Origin of the sequence: Roseibium sp. AS2 (assembly GCF_038900065.1) — a bacterium.
Taxonomy (GTDB): Bacteria; Pseudomonadota; Alphaproteobacteria; order Rhizobiales; family Stappiaceae; genus Roseibium.
Window position 1 is genome coordinate 717,491 of the sequence record NZ_JBBMQN010000001.1, and the last position, 20,690, is coordinate 738,180.

Consider the following 20,690-nt stretch of genomic DNA (forward strand, 5'->3'; position numbering starts at 1 on the left):
GTATCCTGTCCTTAGATCGGGATCAGCGGATGATCACTTCGTCGCCGAGGGTCGCCTTCATTTCGGCTTCGACTTCGGCCACGGCCTCGGCCGGGGTCCGTGTACCGGTCCAGGCCGTTTCCAGACCCTTGAACATGATCTGGGAGAACTGGCCGTAACCGGTGTGGTTCGGCTGCGCGTTGGCCGTGCCGAGCAGACGCTCGGTGGCTTCCGCCGCCCAGCGGTCGTTGGCATAGAGTTCGATGTTGGACTGTTCCTTCGCGATACCCAGATGCGCGGACTTGATCGCGTGCAGCGTGTTGATGCGCGGCTCGGAGGCGATCTTGATCAGCTGGGCCGCGATTTCGACATCGTCTTCGTTGTCCTGTGCGGTCAGGAGATAGGCCAGCGGATGGGTGATGGTGTTGGCGCGGCCGTTTTCATTGCCGGCCGGAATCAGCGTGAACTGGATGTTGCCGAAGAAATCGTCGAGGCCTTCCTTGCCGGTGTAGCGGGCATAGTGCCAGGTGCCGCCGTGCCAGGTGGCTGCCTTGCCGCTGGCCACTTCCGCATACCACTGGTCCCACTCGGTGCCGATGTGGTTCTTGCGCGTGACCTTTGCCTCAACGGCGTCGACGAAGAACTGGTAGAAGTCGGTCATCGCCTGCTTGTCGAGAAGCAGCTTGCCGGTGTCCTTGTCGAGCAGCTCACCGCCGAAGGACTGGTAGAACTGGGCGTAGTCCGGGCCGTTGGAAACGCGCGGGTAGAAGCCGTAGCCTTCTTCCACCAGTTCCATCTCGACAGCCTTCCTGGCGTCTTCCAGAACGTTGGCAAGCGTGTATTCGCCGGATTCGACCTTGGCCGGCAGAGCGTCGATTTCCGCGTCCGAGTAGCCGAGCTTTTTCATGGTGTCCTTCCAGAAGAAGAACGGACGGCTTTCCGCGTCCTGCGGCAGGCCGTAGACGATGTCGTTATAGGACGTGATCTCGACCAGGTTGTCGTAGAGGTTATTCAGCGGCCAGGCGTCCATGTCGACATAGTCCTCGACCGGCACGATGAGGCCGGCCTGGCTCCACGGCGCGATGTCCAGGTGGCTGGTGACGACGATGTTCGGCGCGTCGCCGGCTTCGGCGGCCAGGGTCACGGCCTGCTTGAAGGCGGCCCAGTCGGCAAAGTCGCGTTTCTTTTCGACGGTGATGTTCAGCTCTTCGCCGTTGATCGCGTATTCACGCGTCAGCATGTCGGCCGCCATCTCGATGGCGTCGAGACGGTAGACGTCGCTGTCGTTGGTGCCACCGGCCCAAACGGTGATGGTCAGGTCTTTCGCGAAGGCGTCACCGGCAAAGGATGCCGCGGTGACGGCCAGAACGGCAGCCGCTGTGGACTGGCGCAGTTTTGAAACTAGAGTTGTCATCTGATCTCGCCTGCTGTCTGATGCGCAGCGTCCCTCCCGGAGGCGCCATGCACAGAATAGATACATTTTGCACACGTGTGCAAGGCCGGTTTTAAAGCGGGCAGATTACGGAGATATGACAAGAGGACGAGAATCGGTATTTCGGCTGCGGAGCCTGCTCGTTTCCGGCGAGCGAACGACCTCGCGGACCCTCGGCTGGTAAAATTTGTCCTGCTTCAACATGTTGCGCTGCGAGTAGGCCCCGGCACTGCGCTGCACCTGACCGGGGCGGCGCGGCGGGTGTGTTGCGCCTGCAAACCTGATTGACAGCCGGCGAAGGGTAAACCGCCGCGACATCCCGGCTTGCCCGCGCTCAGATGTCGCCGGATTCGATTTCCTCGGCGAGGTCGGCGATCAGGTCGCGGCGGGCCTTGGCGCGGCCGCCGATCCGGTTGGCGACCGTCGCCGCCAGAAGCTGCGTCATGGACAGGACACTGGTCTGCGTCAGCTCGCTCCAGGGCGTGGAGACATGGCAGTTGAGCACCGTCGCCTCCTTGCGCCGCGCTCTTCCGGTGTTGGTGGGATCGGTGATGACAATCGTTTTCAGCCGCGTGGTGCGGGCGAAGGTCAGGACCGTCGAGATCTGCTTGGTCCAGGGCCGGACGGCAATGATGATCAGGGCGTCATTGGGCCCGGTCGAGGCCAGTTCTTCCGGCCATGTCGCCGCATTTTCGGAAATCATGTGAACGCCCGGACGCACCCGTGTCAGCAGGATGCGCAGGTAACGGGCGATGCCGTTTTCAATCCCCAGACCGGCGACCCAGACCCGGCCCGCCCCGGCAATCTGCTCGGCAGCCGCATTGAGGACATCGGGCCGCAGCTCCTCGAAGGTGCGCGTCAGATTGGCGCTTTCCACCTGCAGATGCGTCGGCACGGTGACCGTTTCGTCCACCGCCGCCTGCGGCATGGGGATCTGCTGGACCGGACCGGTGCGGTTGCGTTCCTCGCGCGCCTGCAGGCGCACGTCGTTGAAATCATTGTAGCCGAGATTGCGGAACAGGCGGGCGGCGGTCGCCTTGGAGACACCGGTGAACCGGGCGAGTTCGGTCGCGGAAGACGCAAGTATCTCGTCGGGCCGATCAAGCAGGAACTGGGCGAGTTTCTGCTCCGAGGGCGTTAATTCCTCGAACCGTTCCTGGATCCGCAGCGCCAGTCGAGTTCCCATTTCCTGCCTTCGTCCTCTGCCGGAGTTTCACCGCCCGATTAAAGCAAAATCACGGCGGCTTGAAAAAACACGTGACAAGCGAGAATGTCTATGAAACTCTTGTTTCAGAAAAAGTCAATTTAGAAACAAACGGAACCTCTCGTGACAAAAACAAAGATCGTCCGCGAAAAAATCTGGTCGAAACTCGATGCGGTGGCCCTGCCGGATTCCAGATTTCACAAGAACTTCGCGGAAGTGATCCCGGACTTCATCGGTTCTGACAAGGCGACGGACCGGATCGTGGAACAACCATTTTTCCAGACCGGGAGCTATGCCTTCATCACGCCCGACAATTGCCTCGTCGACCTGCGCCGCCGCATGCTCGAGGCGGGCAAGTCCATGGTGGTGTCCACCTACGGAATCTATCGCGGCTTCTGGCTGCTGGAACCGGAGATGGTGCCGAAGGGCCAGGAACTGTTCGCCGCCTGGCTGGACGGGCTGGAGCATTTCGGGCGTCCGATCACGCTTGCGGAAATCGCGGAGCGCGGCCGGTTCGACTTTCTGGTCACCGGCGCTTCAGCAGTTTCGATGGACGGGGTGCGGTTCGGAAAAGGGCACGGCTTTTTCGATATGGAATGGGGCATGTTCACAGAACTCGGCATTGTCGACGACAAATCACCCGTGACCGCCATCGTGCACGACATTCAGGTGGTCGAGGACAAGCTGTTCCCGAGCCCGACAGACATCCTGGTCGACCATATCGCCACACCCGAACGCTTCCACACAATCGAGCACCGCGGCACGCGGCCGCGTGGCATTCACTGGGACCTGCTCGAACCCGAACAGATCGCCCAGACGCCTCCCCTCCAGGAACTTCGCCAGATGCGAGGCCTCAAGACCTGACCCTTCCGCCGTATTTGAAAGGATGTGAATGATGACCTTTATGACCAGCCGCCGCCGCTTTCTGAACCTCATGGGCACGGTCGCCGCCGCCGGAGCCATGCCGGGCCTCGTTTCGCGCGCCGCCGCCGCCACGCCGCTGACCATGCAGGCCGCCTGGATCAACGACGCGGAATTCGCCGGCTACTTCGCCGCCATCGACGACGGATTCTACAAGAACGCAGGCCTGGATCTCACCTATCTGCCCGGTGGTCCCGACGTGATCCCGGAAAGTTCGATCATCGCCGGCAAGGCGGACCTGGCGCTGACCACACCGGACACGACCATCAAGACAATTGTCGATCAGGGCGCACCGTTCAAGATCATCGGCGCGCAATATCAGAAGAACCCGATCGGCATCGTCTCCCTGGCCAAGACACCGATCAATTCGCCGGAAGAGCTGAAGGGCAAGACGCTTGCCGTGCCGCCGGTCAACGTCATCTCGGTGGAGGCGATGCTGGCGATCAACGGCATAGACCGGTCCGAGGTCAACATCGTCCCCTACGCCTACGATCCGACGCCACTCATCAAAGGTGAAGTCGACGCCTCGCTCGACTTCACCACCAATGTGCCCTTCACGATCGAACAGTCCGGCGAAAAAGCCGTCAGCTTCCTGCTCTACGATTTCGGCTACAGGACCTACAACGACACGGTCGTGGTGACCGAAGAGGTATTGAAGACCAAACGCGCCGAACTGGTGGCCTGGCTGAAAGCGAGCCGCGAAGGCTGGAACGCCAACTTCGCCGACACCGCTGCCTATCCGCCGAAATTCGCTTCCACCTGGTTTGCCGGAACCGGCCGCACCATCGAAAACGAAGTCTTCTTCAATGGTGCCCAGAAGCCGCTTATGGAACATTCCGGCGGGATCTTTACAATGGACGCGGAGGGGATTGCCGCCAATATCGAGACCCTTGGCAAGATCGGCATCAAGGCAACGCCCGACATGTTCGACATGAGCCTCCTGGAAGAGATCAAAGGCTGACCGGACATGCAGGGCCTTCCCCTTCGCTTCACGAGTGTCTCCAAGGCGTTTTCAATCAAGGGCAAGGCCCTGCCCGTCATCGACAATCTCTCGCTCGACTGTCCGGCCGGGTCCTTCACGGCCCTGCTGGGGCCGTCGGGTTGCGGCAAGTCCACACTGCTCCGGCTGGCACTGGCGCTGGAGAGCGAGGATTCCGGATCGCTGCGGATCGGCGGCGACAGTCCACGGTCGGTCTGCCGGTCCGGAGCGGTCGGGGTCGCATTTCAGGATGCGGCCCTGCTCCCCTGGCGCAGCGTCGAGGAAAATATCCGCCTGCCTTTCGAGGTGCTCGGGCGCCAGCGTCCGGACGCCGGGAAGATAAACGGCCTGATCGAGCTGGTTGGACTCAAGGGGTTTGAAAAGGCCCGTCCGGGCGAATTGTCCGGCGGCATGCGCCAGCGTGTTGCCATTGCCCGGTCACTGGCGACGGAGCCGCGTGTGCTGTTGATGGACGAGCCGTTCGGCGCTCTGGACCTGATCCTCAGGCGGCAGATGAACCTCGAACTGCAGCGTATCTGGTCGGCGAAGCGGCCGACGACACTGCTGATCACACACGGCATCGACGAGGCGGTCTATCTGGCCGACCGTGTCATCGTGCTGTCGCCCCGGCCCGCACGGGTGCTTGCCGATATTCCGGTGTCCTTCTCCCGCCCGCGCAGCGCGGAACTGCTGCGCGACCCCGCGTTTCACCAGGTCTGCGACAGGATCGCCGCCCTGCTGGATCCCGAAACCTCGGCGGCCAGCGCCGCCGCCGAAACCGCTGCCCTGGATGCCGTACCTGTTGCCGCTACCGCTAAATCCGGAACATCCGCATGACCCGGTTCGGTGACCATCTCGCCACGGGGGCCCTGATCCTGCTGCTGCTGGCTGCCTGGGAATTCGCCGGTCAGTTGAAACTGGTCGCCGACGGCACCCTGCCACCCCTGTCAGAAATCCTCCTGCGGCTGGCGGCGGAATGGCGCGAATACCGGCCGCATGTCGCCGCCACGCTTTACACGGCCTCGCTCGGCTTCCTCATCGGCAACGCCGTGGCGCTTGCCGCTGCCGTCTCCTTCTGTCTCTGGCCGGTGGCGGAGCGGATTTTCCGGGGCGTCAACATTGCCGCCTTCACCGTGCCTCCGATTGCCATCGCGCCGGTGCTGGTAATCGCGCTCGACGGCGAAACGGCGCGGATCACCCTCGCGGCCCTGCTGGTCTATTTCCCGACGATGACGGCTGCCATGGCCGGGTTGCAGTCGGCCGATCCGCGCGCGGTGGATCTCATCCGCGCCTATGGCGGCGGTCCGCTCAGGACACTGTGGCTGTTGCGGCTGCGATCAGCCCTGCCCGCCATCCTGAGCGGGTTTCAGGTGGCGGCACCGGCCGCGGTGCTGGGCGCCGTGCTGGCGGAGTTCGGCTCCGGCGCCCGCTGGGGTCTCGGCACCTTTCTGCTCGGCTCGCTCGGACGCGCCGAACCGGACCGTCTGTGGGGGATCGGCCTGACCGCCACGGCGATCGCCGGACTTGGTTATGCGCTGTCAGCCGCCCTTGCCGCCCGCACGACATCGCTCAACCGCGCTGTGAACATCGGTGTGACGGGCCCCGAACCCGGAGCGGCAAACGAAGCCCCCGTCCGCCGCGCGCTGCTGCTGGCCGCTGCGATCCTGATGCCGCTGCTGATCTGGCAGGCAATGCTGCTCTGGGCCGATCTTTCCCCGATCATCGCCAAGACGCCGATGGGCGTGGTCGACTACCTCATCACCGGAAAGACCGCAGCTTCGGCGCAGACGCGCCTGCTGGCAGCACTTGCCGAAACCGTGCCGATCACCATCGCCGGCATGTTGCTGGGACTCGGCTTTGCTTTTGCCCTGGCGCTCCTCTCCTTCGCGGCCCCTCTCCTGATGCGGGCGCTTTTGCCTTTCGCGCTGGTGACGCAGACCATGCCGCTGGTGGCGCTGACACCACTGGCCGTGCTGATCTTCGGGCGGGGCATAACGGTGACGCTGGTGATCACCATCTCCGTCACCTTCTTCGCCGCCTTCGTCGTTCTGGCGCAAGGCTTTGCGATGATCCCGAAAGCCGCATTCGATCTTGTGGATGCCTATGGCGCCACGACCTTGCGCAAGCTGCGGCTGATCGCCATTCCCGCCAGCCGGCAGTGGCTGTTCGTTGCTGCGCGCCTCGCCCTGCCCAAGGCCCTGCTGGGCGTGATGATCGCGGAGTGGCTGGCCACCGGCAAAGGCCTCGGCAATCTCCTCAACCAGTCTCGCGGATATCTCGACTACGGCATGATCTGGACCGTCGCGGTGGTCTCCATTCTCCTGTCGGTGCTGCTCTATCAGCTGGCGCCGGTGCTGGAATGGATCGGGCGGCGGGACCAGCGGGACACGTGATGCTGCACGATCCCGTCAATACACCCTCCCTTGCCTGACAGGCCCACCACCGATTTCGCTTGAGGATTTCGGCCGGCCTGGTTCTCGATACGTAATCGGACGAACTGGCGGCACCCGACGGCCTCCCATATGAATTCCGGCATCGCGCGAAACCGGTTTCAAGGACCGCGGGCGTTCCGGCTGTTTGTTCGAGGTCGACCGTCACCGGTTTGCGACACGGTATCGCCTGCCCCTCGAAGCAGCCTTGCCCGCAAGGGATCCGGCAAGACAAGCGTTTCGCGAACCATAGAGAGAAGGATATCAGCAATGGTCAGCATGAAAGCCGCCGTGGTGCGCAAGTTCGGTGCTCCTCTCGACATCTGCGAGGTTGAAAAGCCGGTCGTTTCGGACGGCAAGATTGTCGTCAAGGTGAAGGCCTCCGGCGTCTGCCACACGGATCTGCACGCCGCCAACGGCGACTGGCCGGTGAAGCCCAATCCGCCGTTCATTCCCGGCCACGAAGGTGTGGGGATCGTCGCCGAGGTCGGTGCCGGCGTCACCTCGGTCAAGGAAGGCGACCGCGTCGGCATTCCCTGGCTGCACTCTGCCTGCGGTCACTGCCGCCATTGCATGGGCGGCTGGGAAACCCTGTGCCACGACCAGCAGAACACCGGCTACAGCGTCAATGGCGGTTTCGCGGACTACGTCCTGGCCGATCCCGACTATGTCGGGCACATCCCCGACGGCCTGGGCCTTGCCGCGGCAGCGCCTGTGCTGTGCGCCGGCGTCACCGTCTACAAGGGGCTGAAAGAAACCGACACCCGGCCCGGCCAGACCGTGGTCATCTCCGGCATCGGCGGCCTCGGTCACATGGCCGTGCAATACGCCAAGGCGATGGGGCTGCATGTGATCGCGGTCGATATTGCCAACGACAAGCTGGAGCTGGCGAGAACCCTGGGCGCGGACCAGGTGATCAACGCGTTCGAGTGCGATCCGGTTGCCGAGGTTCAGGCCGGCGGCGGCGCGGAAGGCGTTCTCGTCACCGCGGTCGCGGGCAAGTCGTTCCAGCAAGGGGTCGGCATGCTGGCGCGTGGCGGCACCATGAGCCTTGTCGGCCTGCCGCCGGAAGACTTCCCGCTGCCCATCTTCGACACCGTGCTCAACGGCAAGACAATTCGCGGTTCCATCGTCGGCACACGGCTGGATCTGATAGAATCCCTTGGCTTTGCGGCCGAGGGCAAGGTCGCGGCGCATTACACCGAAGAAACGCTGGACGACGTCAACAGCATCTTCGACCGGATGAAGGCAGGGCAGATCGAGGGCCGGATCGTCATGAGCATCTGACATCGGCGTGCACCACGAACCCTTCGGCACCGGCCTGTATCGCGCACCAGCGCGCTGAGGGCGGCGTCGAACCCGGCTTCGTGGCGCCGATGGCAGAAGGGGCGGCAGAGAGCCTTCAGCTCCGGTTTTCCAGGAGCACCTCTGCCTCGCTCCGGAAAGCGGTGACGGTTGAATAGAAGGCATCGAACAGCAGGTTTCGTTCGTCCGTCAGGGAAAAGACCTGCTCTTCATACTGGCGATGCATGTCGGACACCGGGAGGCGGTGGACGATGTCGGTCCGGCCGGTTCCGAACCGCCACATGAAGCCGGCCCCCAATCCGTTGACGACGGCCTCGTAAACCGCGTCACGGGTGTCGAGGGTCAGCAGCGGCGACGGTTCGAAGCCGGCGGTCCGAAAGGCCCGGTCGACCACCCGCTGTGTGGACGATCCTTTTGTGCGGAAGATCAGCGGTTCAGCCATGAGCCGCTCGCAGGTCACCGACTTTTCCCGCGACAGCGGACTGTCGGGATGAACGATTGCGACCACATTCTGCCTTGCCAGCAGTTCGCGCCGGAAGCGGCCGTCGGCCGGAACATCCGGCAAGACGCCGATATCCACCTCCCGGGTCAGCACCCCACGGGTGATCTGTTCGTGCGATCCGGTCTCCACTGCGATTTCGATGCTGGGATGCCGTTTCAGGAACAGGGCGATCAAAGCCATGCCCGGCATCGAGTTTCCAAGACCGATGACCAGCCGGCCGTTGAGCAGCGTGTTGTGCCGGGTCAGGAGCCGGGTTGCCGTGCGCTCGGCCTCTTCCATGCGTTCGGCAATGTCGCAGAGGTCATTGCACAAGGGCGTCGGTGACAGAACGCCGTTCTTCCGGTCGAACAGGCGAACACCGTATTCCCTTTCAAGGTCCTTCACGTGCCGGGCGACAGCCGGCTGCGAAACCTTCAGCGTGCGCGCCGCGGCGGCATAGGACCCACCGGCGGCAACGGCGTTGACGGCACGAATACGGGGCAGGGTTACCGACATTTGAGGCTTTCCATCCGGTTTGAAGCAAAATGTTGCACCGCCCCAAACCTTAGGTTCGCCCTGTAACAGCCACGTCACACAGAAACGACAGTTTGATCCCGACCTCGGCAGGCCGCCTCCACCGGGCACTGCTTCTATTTGAAAACAGACCTGCGCCGGACCGATCGGCGGACATGTCACCGCCGACCAGCACGGGCTGGGCGGCGAACGGGAAGGTATGGGCATCGCAATGCGTGCGCGCACAACAACACTGACAAAATCTCTGAGCGCGGCAGATGTCGATGCCTATGCGGCTGTCCTTTGCGATCTGGATGGATGCCTGATCGCGGAGGCGCACCCCCTGCCCGGAGCGCAGGCCTTCGTGCAGGCCGCCGGCAACCGGCTGTCGATCGTATCGAACAATTCGGCGGACACCGGCGCCACGCTTTCAGGCAAGCTCAGGGCGATCGGTCTGGACCTGCCGGCCGAGCGTATCTTTCTCGCCGGTGAGCTTGCTGTCCGCACCGTCGCGTCGGAGCATCCGGGCGCAAGGGTGCTTGTGTTCGCGGAACCGCCGCTTCAGCGCCTTGCAGCGGATCTCGGCCTGCAAGATGCGGACGACAAGGCCGATGTCATCGTTCTCGGCCGGGATACCAGCTTTACCCTGACGTGCCTGGAACGCGCCCTTCGGCTGCTGGACAAGGGCGCGGAGATGGTGCTCACCAATCCGGATCTCTCCCACCCGAACGGCGATGGACGGCCCGTTCCGGAAACCGGGTCGCTTTTCGCCGCATTCCGGGCCTGCGGGGCCGACACCCCGGCAAGGGTGTTCGGCAAACCCGAACCGTTCCTGATCGAAGCCGCGCTGAACCATGCCGGTGCTCCGGCAAGCAACGCGGTGTTTGTCGGCGACAATGCCGCCACCGATGGCGTTGCCGCCATCCGCGCCGGTCTCGATTTCATTCACCTCGTCGCCCACGCCCCCCGAACGCCGGCAGCCGACCTTCAGAAAGCCTCCGCCGGTTCCCCCGAACAGACCCCCATGGAGGTGGCGTCATGCTGATCTACGTGTTGCGCGCCCTGGTAAAGATGGCGGTCACCCTGCTCGTCATCGTGACTCTGGTGTTCTTTGCCACACGGCTGTCCGGCAATCCGGTCGATTTCGTTCTCGGCGAGGGCATTACCCGTGAGGATCGGGAACTCCTGATTGCCTATTACGGTCTGGATGCGTCCATCGGAAGCCAGTACTGGCGCTATCTGGTGTCCGTCTTCTCCGGCGAATTCGGCCTGTCGTTCCTTGAACGCCGTCCGGTGTCGCAGATCGTGCTCGAACGAGCCTGGCCGTCGCTGAAATTGCTGCTCAGCGCAATCACCTTCACCCTGATCGTGTCCGTGCCGCTCGGCATCCTGTCAGCGATATACCGCACCAGCATCATCGGCAGCGTGGTCATGGTGATCGCCTTTCTCGGCTATGCGGTGCCCGCCTTCATCATCGGCATCCTGCTGGTGCTGATCTTCGGCTACACGCTCAACTGGCTGCCGGTGATCGGCGACGGCTCTGCCCTGCACTTCATCATGCCCACCCTGGCGATCTCGGGAATTCTGGTGGCCGCCATCACCCGCTTCACCCGCAACGCCATGCTGGACGTGCTCAGCCAGGACTATATGCGCACCGCCCGGGCGAAGGGTCTGCCGGAGTGGGTCGTCATCCTGAAGCACGGTCTGCGCAACGCCGCCATCACGCTTCTTTCGGTGATCGGTCTGCAGATCGCGGTGCTGGCGGCCTCCGGCAGCGTCGTCGTGGAAGCGATCTTCGCCTGGCCCGGCATCGGCGACCTGCTCGTGCGGTCCGCCATCCTTCGCGACTATCCCGTTCTTCAGTTCGCCGTGCTGTCGGTCGCCATCGTGGTCATCGTGATCAACGCGGCGGTCGATATTGCCTACGCCTACGCGGATCCGCGCATCCGTCTATCGAAAGGATGAGCAGATGAGCGACCTGACCCAAACCTCTTCGCCGCGCGGCACCGCCCCCTTCCGTATTCCGGTGTGGTCGGATGCGAACTGGATCGTCCGCATCGCACTCGTTGTCGGCCTGGTCCTGATCTTCACGGCGCTTGCCGCGCCCCTGATCGCGCCTTTCGATCCCAATTCACAGAGCCTGATCTCCCGGCTGCGGCCGCCGGTCGGCTTCGAGCGCTACAGGGACGGTTTCTTTTTCGGTACGGACGAACTTGGCAGGGATGTCCTGTCCCGCTGCATTTACGGCCTGCGCCTCACCTTCGCACTGGCCCTGGCGGGCTCCGTCATCGGTCTCCTGATCGGCGGCACGCTGGGTCTGCTGGCCGGTATCGCCGGCGGTGTCTTCGAAGACTTCGTCATGGCCATGGTCGATACCCAGATCGCCATTCCGTTCACGCTGATCGCGCTTTTGATCCTGGCCGTGATGGGATCGTCGCTCGATGTGATGGTGCTGGTACTCGGCGTCTACGGCTGGGAGCAATACGCGCGGATCGTGCGGGCGGAAGTGAAGAAGCTGGCGCAGATGCCGTTCGTCGAAGCCGCGCAGGCGGCGGGCGCGACGCCTTTGCGGATCGCCTTCCACCACATTCTGCCGAATGTCGTTTCGCCGATCGTGGTCCAGTTCACCCTGAATTTCTCCAACATCGTGATCCTGGAATCGACCCTCTCGTTTCTCGGTCTCGGCGTGCAGCCGCCGACGGCGACGCTGGGATCCATGGTCGGCATCGGCCGCGACTACCTGCCGACCGCTCCCTGGATCGTGCTCACGCCCGCTGCCGTGATCCTTCTCCTCACCTTCGCAGTCCAGATCCTCGGTGACTGGCTGCGCGACAAGGCGGATGTCCGTCTCAGGTCCCGCTGATCCCGCAACACCAACAGAAGCCGGAAACGGCCAGAACAACACCCCCCGAAGCCTTGGAGGCTCAAGATGACGAAACTACTGGCAACCACCGCACTCGCATCGCTGCTTGCGACCGGTGCATTCGCGAGCGAACTGACAGTTGGCGCCGCCAACGTGTCCAGCTATCTGGATCCGGGCCGTGACCATTCCAACGTCGGCTCGCAGTTCTACTACAACTCGTTCGACACGCTGATCGCCAAGAACCACGACACCACCGACACCGAGTGGCGTCCGGGTCTGGCAACCGAATGGAAGCTGATCGAGCCGACCGTGATGGAACTGAAGCTGCGCGAAGGCGTGACGTTCCACAATGGCGAAGACATGACCGCCGACGATGTCGTCTTCTCGCTGAACCGCATGTATCAGGCGGACTTCCCGCCCTACCAGGTGCGTGCCCGCGATCGTCTCGGCAACTTCGAGAAGGCCGAGAAGGTCGACGACTTCACCGTGCGCATCACCGCAAAGCGCCCCGAGCCGCTGTGGGAAACGCTTTTGAACCTGCAGCAGGTCATGATCATTCCGCAAGACTACACCATGAGCCTGGCCGGCGATCCGGACAAGATCGAGCATGACGACTACGAAGCCTTCTCGCTGAAGCCGGTCGGCACCGGCCCCTACAAGGTTGCCGAATTCGTGCCGGGCGAGCGTGTCGTCTGGGAGCGGTTCGACGGCTTCTGGGGCGAAAAGGCGCCTCTCGACAAGGTCACCGTCAGGCACATGCCGGAAACAGCTTCACGCATCACCTCGCTGAAGACCGGTGAAGCCGACATCGTCACCAACATCGCTCCGGACCAGCTCGGCCTGATCGAAAGAGATCCGGACATGAAGGCAGCCGGCAGCGCCACCGCGCTGTTCCACGTCATGATCATGAACGTGAACCATCCGAAGCTGAAGGATGCCCGCATCCGTCAGGCAATGTCGCTCGCCATCGACCGCGACACGCTCAACGAAGCCCTTTGGGGCGGCAAGGCCGTGGTTCCCTCGACCCATACGCTGAAGGAATTCGGCGAGCTTTACCAGCCGGAGCTGACGACCTTCGAATACAATCCGGAAAAGGCCAGGGAACTCTTGAAGGAAGCCGGCTATGACGGTTTCGAAATCACCTACGACACAGCCCCCAGCTACTACACCAACGGTGTTCTGGCAGCCCAGGCCATCATGGAAATGTGGGCCGATGTCGGTATCAAGGGCAAGGTCAGCGTTCAGGACAAATGGAGCGGCGGATCCGCGGACATGATGTCCCGCAACTGGTCCAACCCGATGTATTTCGCCGATCCGTTCGGTTCTTTCGGTGTCATGTGGGCTCCGCACGGCCCGTCCGAATCCGAAGGCCGCTTCAACACGGACGAGGACTACGCCAAGGCCTGGGAACAGTTCCGGTTCTCCGGCGACACCGAACTGCGCCGCGCGGCCTATGCCGAGATGATGGAACGCATCAAGCAGGATCCGCCGGTTCTGCCGCTTTACCGTCCGTTTGAAAGCTGGGCAATGAAGAACAACATCGACTGGGCGCCGAAGCCGGGCCACATCCCCTATGTGCTCGATTTCCGCGCCGGATCCGTCGCCGTCAACTAGGCAAACGGGGGTGCCGCCGGCATGCCGGCGGCACCCCTCCCCCAATTGTAGTCTCCAGTCAGGAAACCCGCCCGTGTCAGTCCGTATTGCCGTTGTCGCCGACATTCATCACGGCGCCCCCTCCGCCACCAAGCGCGGCGATACCGCGCTGGACCTGATGGCGGACTTCGCCCGCTTTTCCAATGACGCCAGACCGGATTTCGTCGTCGATCTCGGCGACCGCATTTCCGACATCGGCCGGGACGAGGACCTTCGGCTCGAAAGGGAAGTCGCCGAAGCCTTCAAGGCCGTCGAGGCCCCCATCCATCACATCAACGGCAACCACGACCGCGATCATCTGGAGGTTGCCGACAACGAGGCCATCCTGGGTCAGCCGATGGTGAACACCACGTTCGATGCCGGCGGCTGGCGGATCGTCCTGTGGCGCGCGGACAGCAAGATCATGCGCAAGCCGGAGCACACGGGGTTCATCCTGCGCGAGGCGGACCTTCTGTGGCTGTCGCGGGTCGCACAGACCACTGACCGCCCGCTTCTGGTCCTGAGCCATGTGCCCGTATCCGGCCATGGTCAGACCGGCAACTACTATTTCGAACGCAATCCGTCCGCTTCCACCTATCCGATGGCCGAGCGTGCCCGGGCGGCCCTTGCGCAATGCCGGTTCCCGGTCGTCTGCCTGTCCGGCCATGTCCACTGGAACACCGTCACCACCGTCGACGGCATCACCCATCTGACTCAGCAGTCGCTCACCGAGAGCTTTACCACCAGCGGCGAACCCGCGGGTGCCTTTTCCCTGCTGGAACTCGATGACACAGTCTCGTGGCAGGTCCGGGGCCGCGATCCGTTCGCCTTTTCCTTCCGGCCGACGGCCACCCGCTGGACGCCAGTGCTGCCGCCCTTCAGCCAGCACGTCGAAACAGCTGCAAAAAGACGCGGAGACCTCACATGAGCGGACCTGTCCTTGCGGTTGAGGACCTCAGGATTTCCTTTGGCACGCATGAAGCGGTCAAGGGTCTTTCCTTTGAAATCCATGCAGGCGAAACACTGGCGCTGGTCGGGGAATCCGGCTCCGGCAAGTCCGCGACGGCGCTTGCGATCCTTCGCCTGATCGAGCGCGAAGGCGGCACCATCCGGTCGGGCCGAATTCTGCTGGCTGACGGCGATGCCAGCCGGGACCTGAGAGCGCTGGACGACGTGCAACTGACCCGGCTGCGCGGCAATGCGATCTCCATGGTGTTTCAGGAACCGATGACCTCGCTCAATCCGGTTCTGAAAATCGGCGACCAGGTTGCCGAGGTTTTCATCCGGCACCGGCGCCTGTCCCGCCGGGAGGCGCTGAAAGCCGCGCAGGAGGCCCTGGATCAGGTTCGCATTCCCGAACCGGTCCGGCGGCTGGACCAGTACCCGCATGAGCTTTCCGGCGGCCTGCGCCAGCGCGTCATGATCGCCATGGCCCTCGCCTGCCGGCCCAGGCTGCTGATCTGCGACGAGCCGACCACGGCCCTTGACGTCACCACCCAGGCCGAGATCCTGTCGCTGATCAGGAGCCTTCAGGCAGAGATCGGCATGGGCGTCCTGTTCATCACCCACGACATGGGCGTGGTCGCGGAGATGGCGGACCGGGTGGTCGTGTTGCGGCACGGGGAGAAGGTCGAGGAAGCTGCCGTTGGGGATCTCTTCAACCGGCCGCAAGCCGCCTATTCGAAGACACTGATGGCCGCAACGCCAAAGCTGGGCACCGGCAGCAGCACGAAGGCCACGGGCACGGACATGGTGCTGGAGGTGGACAGCCTGTCGACACGGTTCGCTTCGAAGACGGGCCTGTTTTCAAAGGCCTCGGAGGGTGTTCTGGCCGTAAAGGGCGTGTCCATCACAATCGCGCGGGGTGAGACACTCGGACTGGTCGGGGAATCCGGCTGCGGCAAGTCCACCCTGGCGCGCTCCATCCTGCGCCTGATCGAGCCGGAAAGCGGCACGGTTCTTCTTGACGGAAACCATCTGACGGGGTCCTCGAAAGCGGCACTCAGGCGAAGCCGCAAGGAGGCCCAGATGATTTTTCAGGACCCTTATGCGAGCCTCAATCCACGCCTTCCGGTCCATGAACTGATCACCGAACCGGCACGGATCCACGGGCTTGTGTCGCGCAGGGATCAGAAGGACCTGGCGGCGCGGCTCCTCGCAAGGGTCGGTCTTGAAACCGATGCCATCCATCGTTTCGCGCATCAGTTTTCAGGCGGTCAGCGTCAACGGCTGTGCATCGCCCGGGCCTTGTCGGTCGAACCGAAGCTGATCGTCGCCGATGAAGCCGTTTCGGCGCTCGATGTCTCGATTGCCCGCCAGATCACCGACCTGATGCTGGAACTGCAGGCCCGCGACGGTCTTGCCTTTCTGTTCATCTCGCACGACATCGCCGTGGTCGAGCGCGTCAGCCACCGCATCGCGGTCATGTACAAGGGCGAGATCGTCGAGACGGGTCCTGCCGGCGAGTTGCTGGCCGCGCCCCGGCATGCCTACACAAGACGGCTCCTCTCGGCCGTCCCTTCCGGCATTCCCGTCAGGCGCCGCAAGCAGGCAGCCGGTGTTCCCGTCGGCGACGCACCGGTATCGCTGTCCGCCTAGGAGACAGACCGTCGATGGCAGGGCGCGCCTTGTAGGGGCGCACGGACCTGTCATCGCCGCCTGTGAAAAGAAACGGCGGGATCAGGCCGACTGCATGTCCACGGCTGCCCCGTCGAAGCGGTCCGTCGTCGCCGCAACGGCGAGGAGGCGGGCGACATCGGCCCGGCTGGCTGTCGCGGTCTTGTCGACATCGGCGCCCAGAACGACACCGTCGCTGCCGTCCTCATCCGACAGGGCGACGGGTCGCAGAATGGCGAAGTTCAGGCCCGAGGCCTTGAGATGTTCGTCGGCATCATGCTTGGCCTTGAGATAATGCGCCAGATCGCCGTCCGGATCGCTCTGGTCCGCACCAACGGAACTCAGCATCACGAACCGTCTCACGCCGGCCTCCCGCGCCTGGTCCACAAGCTTTTGCGCCCCGTCCCGGTCGACCTTTTCGGTCATGTCCGCTCCGGTGGACCCGCCGGACCCGGCCGCGAAGACAACGGCATCCATCCCCTGGCAGACACCGGCCTGCAAGGCTGTCAGGTCGCCCTGGCGCAGAGCGACACCTTCCGGCAGAGTCTCGATATCGGACCCCGCGCGCACGAGCGCGGTCGGCGCGTGACCCTGTGCGATCAATTCGTCAATCACAAGCTGGCCGGTTTTGCCGGTAGCCCCGGCGACAAGAACATTGAATCTCATCTGGAATTCCTTTTCGTAGTCTGTCTGTTTCTGGAAAATTCTGGCGCTTTCTGGCGCCCCTCAGCCCGGAGGTGCCATGGGCCCGCTGGCGTCGACCGCCGCGATGTAGCCGGGCTGCTCCTGCAATCCTTGCCAATAGGCCATGATGCGCGGAGCGGTCTTCAGGAACCCGAACCGCTCCAGCAGCGCCAGAAGGTAGGACATCTGGATATCGGCCAGGGTCAGCCCGGCGCCGCACAGGAACGGCCCGGTGTCCCGTTCTCCGGCGATGTAGGACATGTGAAGGTCGAGAGCGGCTCTGGCGGGTTCCGGCACGTCCTGTCCCGCGAAGGCGGGCAGAATTGCAGCCAGAGCCACCTCGGCAAACGACGCCTCGACATAGTCGAGCAGGGCCTCGTGATGCCAGAACGCGGGCGTGCCACGCTCTGGCTGATGGCCGGTGTCACCGTATTTGTCCACCAGATAGCGCAGGATCGTCGCCGATTCGGCAATCACCTGACCGTCGTCCTCGATGACCGGGAACTTGCCCAGGGGATGCGCTGCGGCAAGGTCCTTCGGCGCTCGCACGGCTGACCGAGGTCGTTCAACAGCCAGAGGACCCGGGTGGCGCGCGAAAATTTCAAAGCGTGAAGCGTGATCATGGCAGGTACACCGCCTTCACGTTGACGAATTCCTTCATGCCGAAGCCGCCGTGCTCACGGCCGTAGCCGCTGTCCTTGACCCCGCCGAACGGCATGTTCGGATCCGCCGCTCCAAAGGAGTTGATGTGCACCATGCCGGTGTCGAAATGCTTGCGGGCCAGCTCCAGGGCCCGGTCCTCGTCACTGGAGAAGATGCCGCCGCCAAGACCGTAGCGGCTGTCGTTGGCCAGCCGCATGGCGTCTTCATCGTCCTGCGCGCGGATGACCGCGGCGACGGGACCAAAGATCTCGTCGTCATAGGCGGGCATGCCGGGTTTGACATCGACGAGCACCGTGGCAGGATAATAGGCGCCGGTGCGGTCGGGAACCTTGCCGCCGCACAAGACCCTTGCGCCGTTTGCGACACTCTTTTCCACCTGGTCGCAGACCGTCTCGAACTGGTCCTGGCTGGACAGCGGGCCGAGCTGCGTCGCCTCGTCCAGCGGGTCGCCGAGGGTGATCTCCTGCATCTGTGCCACGAAAGCCTCGACGAATTGATCGTAGACCTTGTCGGTGACGATGAAGCGCTTGGCGGACACGCAGGTCTCGCCGTTGTTGTAGAGCCGGCCCATGACCGAGAATTTCACCGCCGTTTCGATATCGGCATCTTCCAACACCAGGTAGGCGTCGTTCGAGCCCAGTTCCAGCACGGTCTTCTTCAGCGCCCTGGCGGCAACACTGCCGACATGGCGACCGGCGCCGTCGCTGCCGGTGAGTGTCACGCCGCGCACCTTCGGGTGCTCGATCAGCTTGTCGCTGGTGTCGTGGTCGATCAGGATCACCTGGAAGAGATCCTCCGGAAGGCCCGCCTCGATGCACAATTCGCGCAGGCGCAGCCCCGAGCCGGTGCAGATGCTGGCATGTTTCAACACGCAGCCGTTGCCGGTCATCAGATTGGCGGCCAGCACGCGGACCGGCTGATACAGCGGAAAGTTCCAGGGCTGGATCGAATAGATGACACCGACGGGCTGATAGGTGACCACCGCCCGCTTGCCGTTGGCGCCGTGGGTGCGCTCCTCGTCGGCCAGAATGTCCGGACCGTTCTGGGCGGCATACTCGAACAGCAGGGCGCAGATCTCGACCTCGGTCAGGCCGTCCCCGTAGAGCTTGCCGGTCTCCGCCGTCATCAGTTCGGCGAGCTCATCCGCGTTGTCGCGCAGCTTCGCGGCAATCCGGTTCAGATATGGCGCGCGCTCTTCATGAGACAGCTCGCGCCACTTCTCGAAGGCAGCGTGACATGTCTCGATCCGACCGACCGCCTCGGCCTCGCTCATCATGTCGTAGGACTGTATTTCTTTCCCGGTCGCGGGATTGACGGTGGTGATCTTCGGCATGAAAGCTCCTGTGGTTCACAGGGCTAACTGCCGGAACGGCTCAAGGTTCCGGAATTGGCGGAGGTTCAGGTGGTGAAGGACTTTTTCTGGCGCGCACTCAAGCCTGCGGCGACGGATAGGAGACTTCCTCGATGAACCGGGGATCCGTGTGCCATTGCCAATAGGTCCGCCTGATCGTTTCGGTGATCGGGCCGACCTCGCCGTCGTTCACGTCGTGCCGGTCGATCCGGGTGACCGGCATGATGCCGCCCGCCGTCGAGGTGATGAAAACCTCGTCGGAACCGCGCAACGCCTCCGGCGACACCGCGCCCTCGTCGACATGAAGTCCGAGCTCATGACAGATCTCCATGACGGTGCGGCGCGTGATGCCGCGCAAGACGCCGGCGGCGGGGGTCAGCAGGGCGCCGCCTCGGACGGAAAAGACATTGAAGCCCGGACCTTCCGCGATATTGCCGGCACCGTCCAGCAACAGCGCGGTCTCGCCGCCCCGATCATAGGCCTCGAAAAGGCCGCCGATCAGATCGAGCCAATGATAGTTCTTGATACGTGGATCGACGCTGCCAGGCGGAATCCGGGTCACATCGGTTACACTCACATGCAGGCCGCGCCGCATCTGCTCGTCGCTCGCCACAGAGCCATATGGCACCGCAAAGGCGAGGAACCTGTTGACGGCAGACCTCGGGTCACGACTGAAATCGGGGGCAGCTCCCCGGGTGCAGATCATTTCGACATAAGCCCGGCGATGACCCGAGAGCGCGACGCACCCATGCAGGATTTCGCGTATCTCGCCGGCGGAAACCGGCAATGTCATGCGCAGCCGCTCGACCCCGGCCAGGAACCGTTCGATATGCGCGTCGAGGCGAAAGAACGCCCCGTCCCAGACATGCACGGTGTCATAGGTCGCATCGGAATGCAGGAAGCCGTAGTCCAGAACGGAAATCTTGGCTTCAGAAACCGGAATGTACTGCCCGTCCTGCCAGGCAACACCGGCGGGATAAGGGTGAGGATCCGAATAGCTGTGGGAAAGGGTCGGTTCCGGTTTCATCGGCTGGCGCTCCGTCTTTGCTGACACCGGAACAGGCTAGCTCAAGAATTTGACCTGTTTTGCTCGACGTTGAGTTTCCTACCGGTTAAATTGCATCAATACTATCAATTTGGAGATGCAAATTGCCCACTTCCCTCGACCAGATCGACCGGAAGATCCTGTCCATCGTGCAGCAGGACGCCCGGCTGTCCGCAGACGCGCTTGCCGACCGGGTCGGCGCGTCGCGCTCCTCGGTTCAGCGGCGCCTGAAACGGCTCAACGAGACCGGCGTCATCGAGCGCGAGGTCGCGCAGCTTAATCCCGGAAAAATCGATGCACGGATGACCTTCGTCGTCGAGGTCGAACTGGAGCGGGAGCGCGTCGACCTGCTGGACGACTTCAGACGGTCAATAATGGCCCTGGAGGAAGTGCAGCAGTGCTACTACATCACCGGCGACGCCGATTTCATCCTGATCGTTCTGGCAAGGGACATGCAGGACTACGACCGCTTTTCGCGTCAGGTCTTCGTCGAGAACCCCAATATCCGCCGGTTCGCGACATCGGTGGTCGTGGACCGGGTGAAGACGAGCCTTCAGGTGCCGCTGGCGGACTGAGAGGCTGCGGCGTGACAC

Annotated in this window: 19 protein-coding genes; 12 read left to right on the plus strand and 7 right to left on the minus strand. The window is 63.2% G+C overall.

The window, feature by feature from the left end:
• Positions 1 to 22: 22 nt before the first annotated feature.
• Together WNZ15_RS03310 and WNZ15_RS03315 are read right to left on the minus strand one after the other, a co-directional pair.
• Complete coding sequence (locus WNZ15_RS03310) at positions 23 to 1,393, minus strand: extracellular solute-binding protein (RefSeq protein WP_342891507.1); 1,371 nt, start codon at positions 1,391 to 1,393, stop codon at positions 23 to 25.
• A gap of 352 nt (positions 1,394 to 1,745) precedes the next feature.
• Complete coding sequence (locus WNZ15_RS03315) at positions 1,746 to 2,597, minus strand: MurR/RpiR family transcriptional regulator (RefSeq protein WP_342891508.1); 852 nt, start codon at positions 2,595 to 2,597, stop codon at positions 1,746 to 1,748.
• Positions 2,598 to 2,738: 141 nt separating this feature from the next.
• Here WNZ15_RS03315 and WNZ15_RS03320 point away from each other — a divergent pair, with 141 nt between their 5' ends.
• From WNZ15_RS03320 to adhP, 5 genes are all read left to right on the plus strand, one after another.
• Positions 2,739 to 3,479, plus strand: a complete 741-nt coding sequence (locus tag WNZ15_RS03320) for a 5-formyltetrahydrofolate cyclo-ligase (protein WP_342891509.1) — start codon at positions 2,739 to 2,741, stop codon at positions 3,477 to 3,479.
• Positions 3,480 to 3,507: 28 nt separating this feature from the next.
• Positions 3,508 to 4,497 (plus strand): ABC transporter substrate-binding protein, encoded by a 990-nt coding sequence (locus WNZ15_RS03325; RefSeq protein ID WP_342891510.1) that lies wholly within the window; start codon positions 3,508 to 3,510, stop codon positions 4,495 to 4,497.
• 6 nt (positions 4,498 to 4,503) lie between these two features.
• A complete protein-coding gene (locus WNZ15_RS03330) occupies positions 4,504 to 5,352 on the plus strand; it encodes an ABC transporter ATP-binding protein (protein ID WP_342891511.1) in 849 nt (282 codons plus the stop codon).
• Entirely contained in the window at positions 5,349 to 6,908 is a 1,560-nt protein-coding gene (locus tag WNZ15_RS03335; RefSeq protein WP_342891512.1) for an ABC transporter permease subunit, read from the plus strand. Before WNZ15_RS03330 ends, WNZ15_RS03335 begins: the two co-directional genes overlap by 4 nt.
• 306 nt (positions 6,909 to 7,214) lie before the next feature.
• Entirely contained in the window at positions 7,215 to 8,231 is a 1,017-nt protein-coding gene (gene adhP / locus WNZ15_RS03340; protein ID WP_342891513.1) for an alcohol dehydrogenase AdhP, read from the plus strand.
• Between the two features lie 115 nt (positions 8,232 to 8,346).
• Here adhP and WNZ15_RS03345 read toward each other — a convergent pair whose 3' ends face one another.
• Positions 8,347 to 9,246, minus strand: a complete 900-nt coding sequence (locus WNZ15_RS03345; protein WP_342891514.1) for a LysR substrate-binding domain-containing protein — start codon at positions 9,244 to 9,246, stop codon at positions 8,347 to 8,349.
• A 229-nt stretch (positions 9,247 to 9,475) separates the two neighbouring features.
• Here WNZ15_RS03345 and WNZ15_RS03350 point away from each other — a divergent pair, with 229 nt between their 5' ends.
• The 6 genes from WNZ15_RS03350 (at position 9,476) to WNZ15_RS03375 (ending at position 16,336) form a co-directional block, all read left to right on the plus strand.
• Positions 9,476 to 10,288 (plus strand): HAD hydrolase-like protein, encoded by an 813-nt coding sequence (locus WNZ15_RS03350; RefSeq protein WP_342891515.1) that lies wholly within the window; start codon positions 9,476 to 9,478, stop codon positions 10,286 to 10,288.
• Positions 10,282 to 11,208: an ABC transporter permease gene (locus WNZ15_RS03355; protein ID WP_342891516.1), complete on the plus strand. Its 927-nt coding sequence runs from the start codon at positions 10,282 to 10,284 to the stop codon at positions 11,206 to 11,208. Before WNZ15_RS03350 ends, WNZ15_RS03355 begins: the two co-directional genes overlap by 7 nt.
• Positions 11,209 to 11,212: 4 nt before the next feature.
• Positions 11,213 to 12,106, plus strand: coding sequence for an ABC transporter permease (locus WNZ15_RS03360; RefSeq protein ID WP_342891517.1), 894 nt, complete (start codon positions 11,213 to 11,215; stop codon positions 12,104 to 12,106).
• A 66-nt stretch (positions 12,107 to 12,172) separates the two neighbouring features.
• Positions 12,173 to 13,720: an ABC transporter substrate-binding protein gene (locus WNZ15_RS03365; RefSeq protein WP_342891518.1), complete on the plus strand. Its 1,548-nt coding sequence runs from the start codon at positions 12,173 to 12,175 to the stop codon at positions 13,718 to 13,720.
• Positions 13,721 to 13,793: 73 nt separating this feature from the next.
• The gene (locus tag WNZ15_RS03370; RefSeq protein WP_342891519.1) at positions 13,794 to 14,666 is read left to right on the plus strand and encodes a metallophosphoesterase; all 873 of its coding nucleotides are present in this window, start codon (positions 13,794 to 13,796) and stop codon (positions 14,664 to 14,666) included.
• Positions 14,663 to 16,336 (plus strand): ABC transporter ATP-binding protein, encoded by a 1,674-nt coding sequence (locus tag WNZ15_RS03375; protein WP_342891520.1) that lies wholly within the window; start codon positions 14,663 to 14,665, stop codon positions 16,334 to 16,336. The genes WNZ15_RS03370 and WNZ15_RS03375 overlap by 4 nt, the downstream gene beginning before the upstream one ends.
• A gap of 81 nt (positions 16,337 to 16,417) precedes the next feature.
• On the opposite strand, the gene WNZ15_RS03380 is transcribed toward WNZ15_RS03375, so the two are convergent.
• From WNZ15_RS03380 to WNZ15_RS03395, 4 genes are all read right to left on the minus strand, one after another.
• Complete coding sequence (locus WNZ15_RS03380; protein ID WP_342891521.1) at positions 16,418 to 17,020, minus strand: SDR family oxidoreductase; 603 nt, start codon at positions 17,018 to 17,020, stop codon at positions 16,418 to 16,420.
• Positions 17,021 to 17,080: 60 nt separating this feature from the next.
• Positions 17,081 to 17,587 carry a glutathione S-transferase family protein gene (locus WNZ15_RS03385; RefSeq protein WP_342891522.1) on the minus strand — a complete coding sequence of 169 codons (507 nt, stop codon included), beginning with the start codon at positions 17,585 to 17,587 and terminating at the stop codon, positions 17,081 to 17,083.
• Between the two features lie 70 nt (positions 17,588 to 17,657).
• Positions 17,658 to 19,034 (minus strand): NAD-dependent succinate-semialdehyde dehydrogenase, encoded by a 1,377-nt coding sequence (locus WNZ15_RS03390; RefSeq protein WP_342891523.1) that lies wholly within the window; start codon positions 19,032 to 19,034, stop codon positions 17,658 to 17,660.
• A 97-nt stretch (positions 19,035 to 19,131) separates the two neighbouring features.
• A complete protein-coding gene (locus WNZ15_RS03395; protein WP_342891524.1) occupies positions 19,132 to 20,079 on the minus strand; it encodes an aminotransferase class IV in 948 nt (315 codons plus the stop codon).
• Positions 20,080 to 20,201: 122 nt separating this feature from the next.
• Here WNZ15_RS03395 and WNZ15_RS03400 point away from each other — a divergent pair, with 122 nt between their 5' ends.
• On the plus strand, positions 20,202 to 20,672 hold the full coding sequence (locus WNZ15_RS03400; protein ID WP_342891525.1) for an Lrp/AsnC family transcriptional regulator: 471 nt from the start codon (positions 20,202 to 20,204) through the stop codon (positions 20,670 to 20,672).
• Positions 20,673 to 20,690: the final 18 nt, after the last annotated feature.

Bases quoted from the DNA above. Each gene is read 5' to 3' on its own strand.
- WNZ15_RS03315 (WP_342891508.1), bottom strand. From the start codon at position 2,597: ATGGGAACTCGACTGGCGCTGCGGATCCAGGAACGGTTCGAGGAATTA.
- WNZ15_RS03395 (WP_342891524.1), bottom strand. From the start codon at position 20,079: ATGAAACCGGAACCGACCCTTTCCCACAGCTATTCGGATCCTCACCCT.
- WNZ15_RS03355 (WP_342891516.1), top strand. From the start codon at position 10,282: ATGCTGATCTACGTGTTGCGCGCCCTGGTAAAGATGGCGGTCACCCTG.
- WNZ15_RS03360 (WP_342891517.1), top strand. From the start codon at position 11,213: ATGAGCGACCTGACCCAAACCTCTTCGCCGCGCGGCACCGCCCCCTTC.
- WNZ15_RS03365 (WP_342891518.1), top strand. From the start codon at position 12,173: ATGACGAAACTACTGGCAACCACCGCACTCGCATCGCTGCTTGCGACC.
- adhP (WP_342891513.1), top strand. From the start codon at position 7,215: ATGGTCAGCATGAAAGCCGCCGTGGTGCGCAAGTTCGGTGCTCCTCTC.
- WNZ15_RS03350 (WP_342891515.1), top strand. From the start codon at position 9,476: ATGCGTGCGCGCACAACAACACTGACAAAATCTCTGAGCGCGGCAGAT.
- WNZ15_RS03330 (WP_342891511.1), top strand. From the start codon at position 4,504: ATGCAGGGCCTTCCCCTTCGCTTCACGAGTGTCTCCAAGGCGTTTTCA.
- WNZ15_RS03380 (WP_342891521.1), bottom strand. From the start codon at position 17,020: ATGAGATTCAATGTTCTTGTCGCCGGGGCTACCGGCAAAACCGGCCAG.
- WNZ15_RS03390 (WP_342891523.1), bottom strand. From the start codon at position 19,034: ATGCCGAAGATCACCACCGTCAATCCCGCGACCGGGAAAGAAATACAG.
- WNZ15_RS03345 (WP_342891514.1), bottom strand. From the start codon at position 9,246: ATGTCGGTAACCCTGCCCCGTATTCGTGCCGTCAACGCCGTTGCCGCC.
- WNZ15_RS03375 (WP_342891520.1), top strand. From the start codon at position 14,663: ATGAGCGGACCTGTCCTTGCGGTTGAGGACCTCAGGATTTCCTTTGGC.
- WNZ15_RS03335 (WP_342891512.1), top strand. From the start codon at position 5,349: ATGACCCGGTTCGGTGACCATCTCGCCACGGGGGCCCTGATCCTGCTG.
- WNZ15_RS03310 (WP_342891507.1), bottom strand. From the start codon at position 1,393: ATGACAACTCTAGTTTCAAAACTGCGCCAGTCCACAGCGGCTGCCGTT.
- WNZ15_RS03325 (WP_342891510.1), top strand. From the start codon at position 3,508: ATGATGACCTTTATGACCAGCCGCCGCCGCTTTCTGAACCTCATGGGC.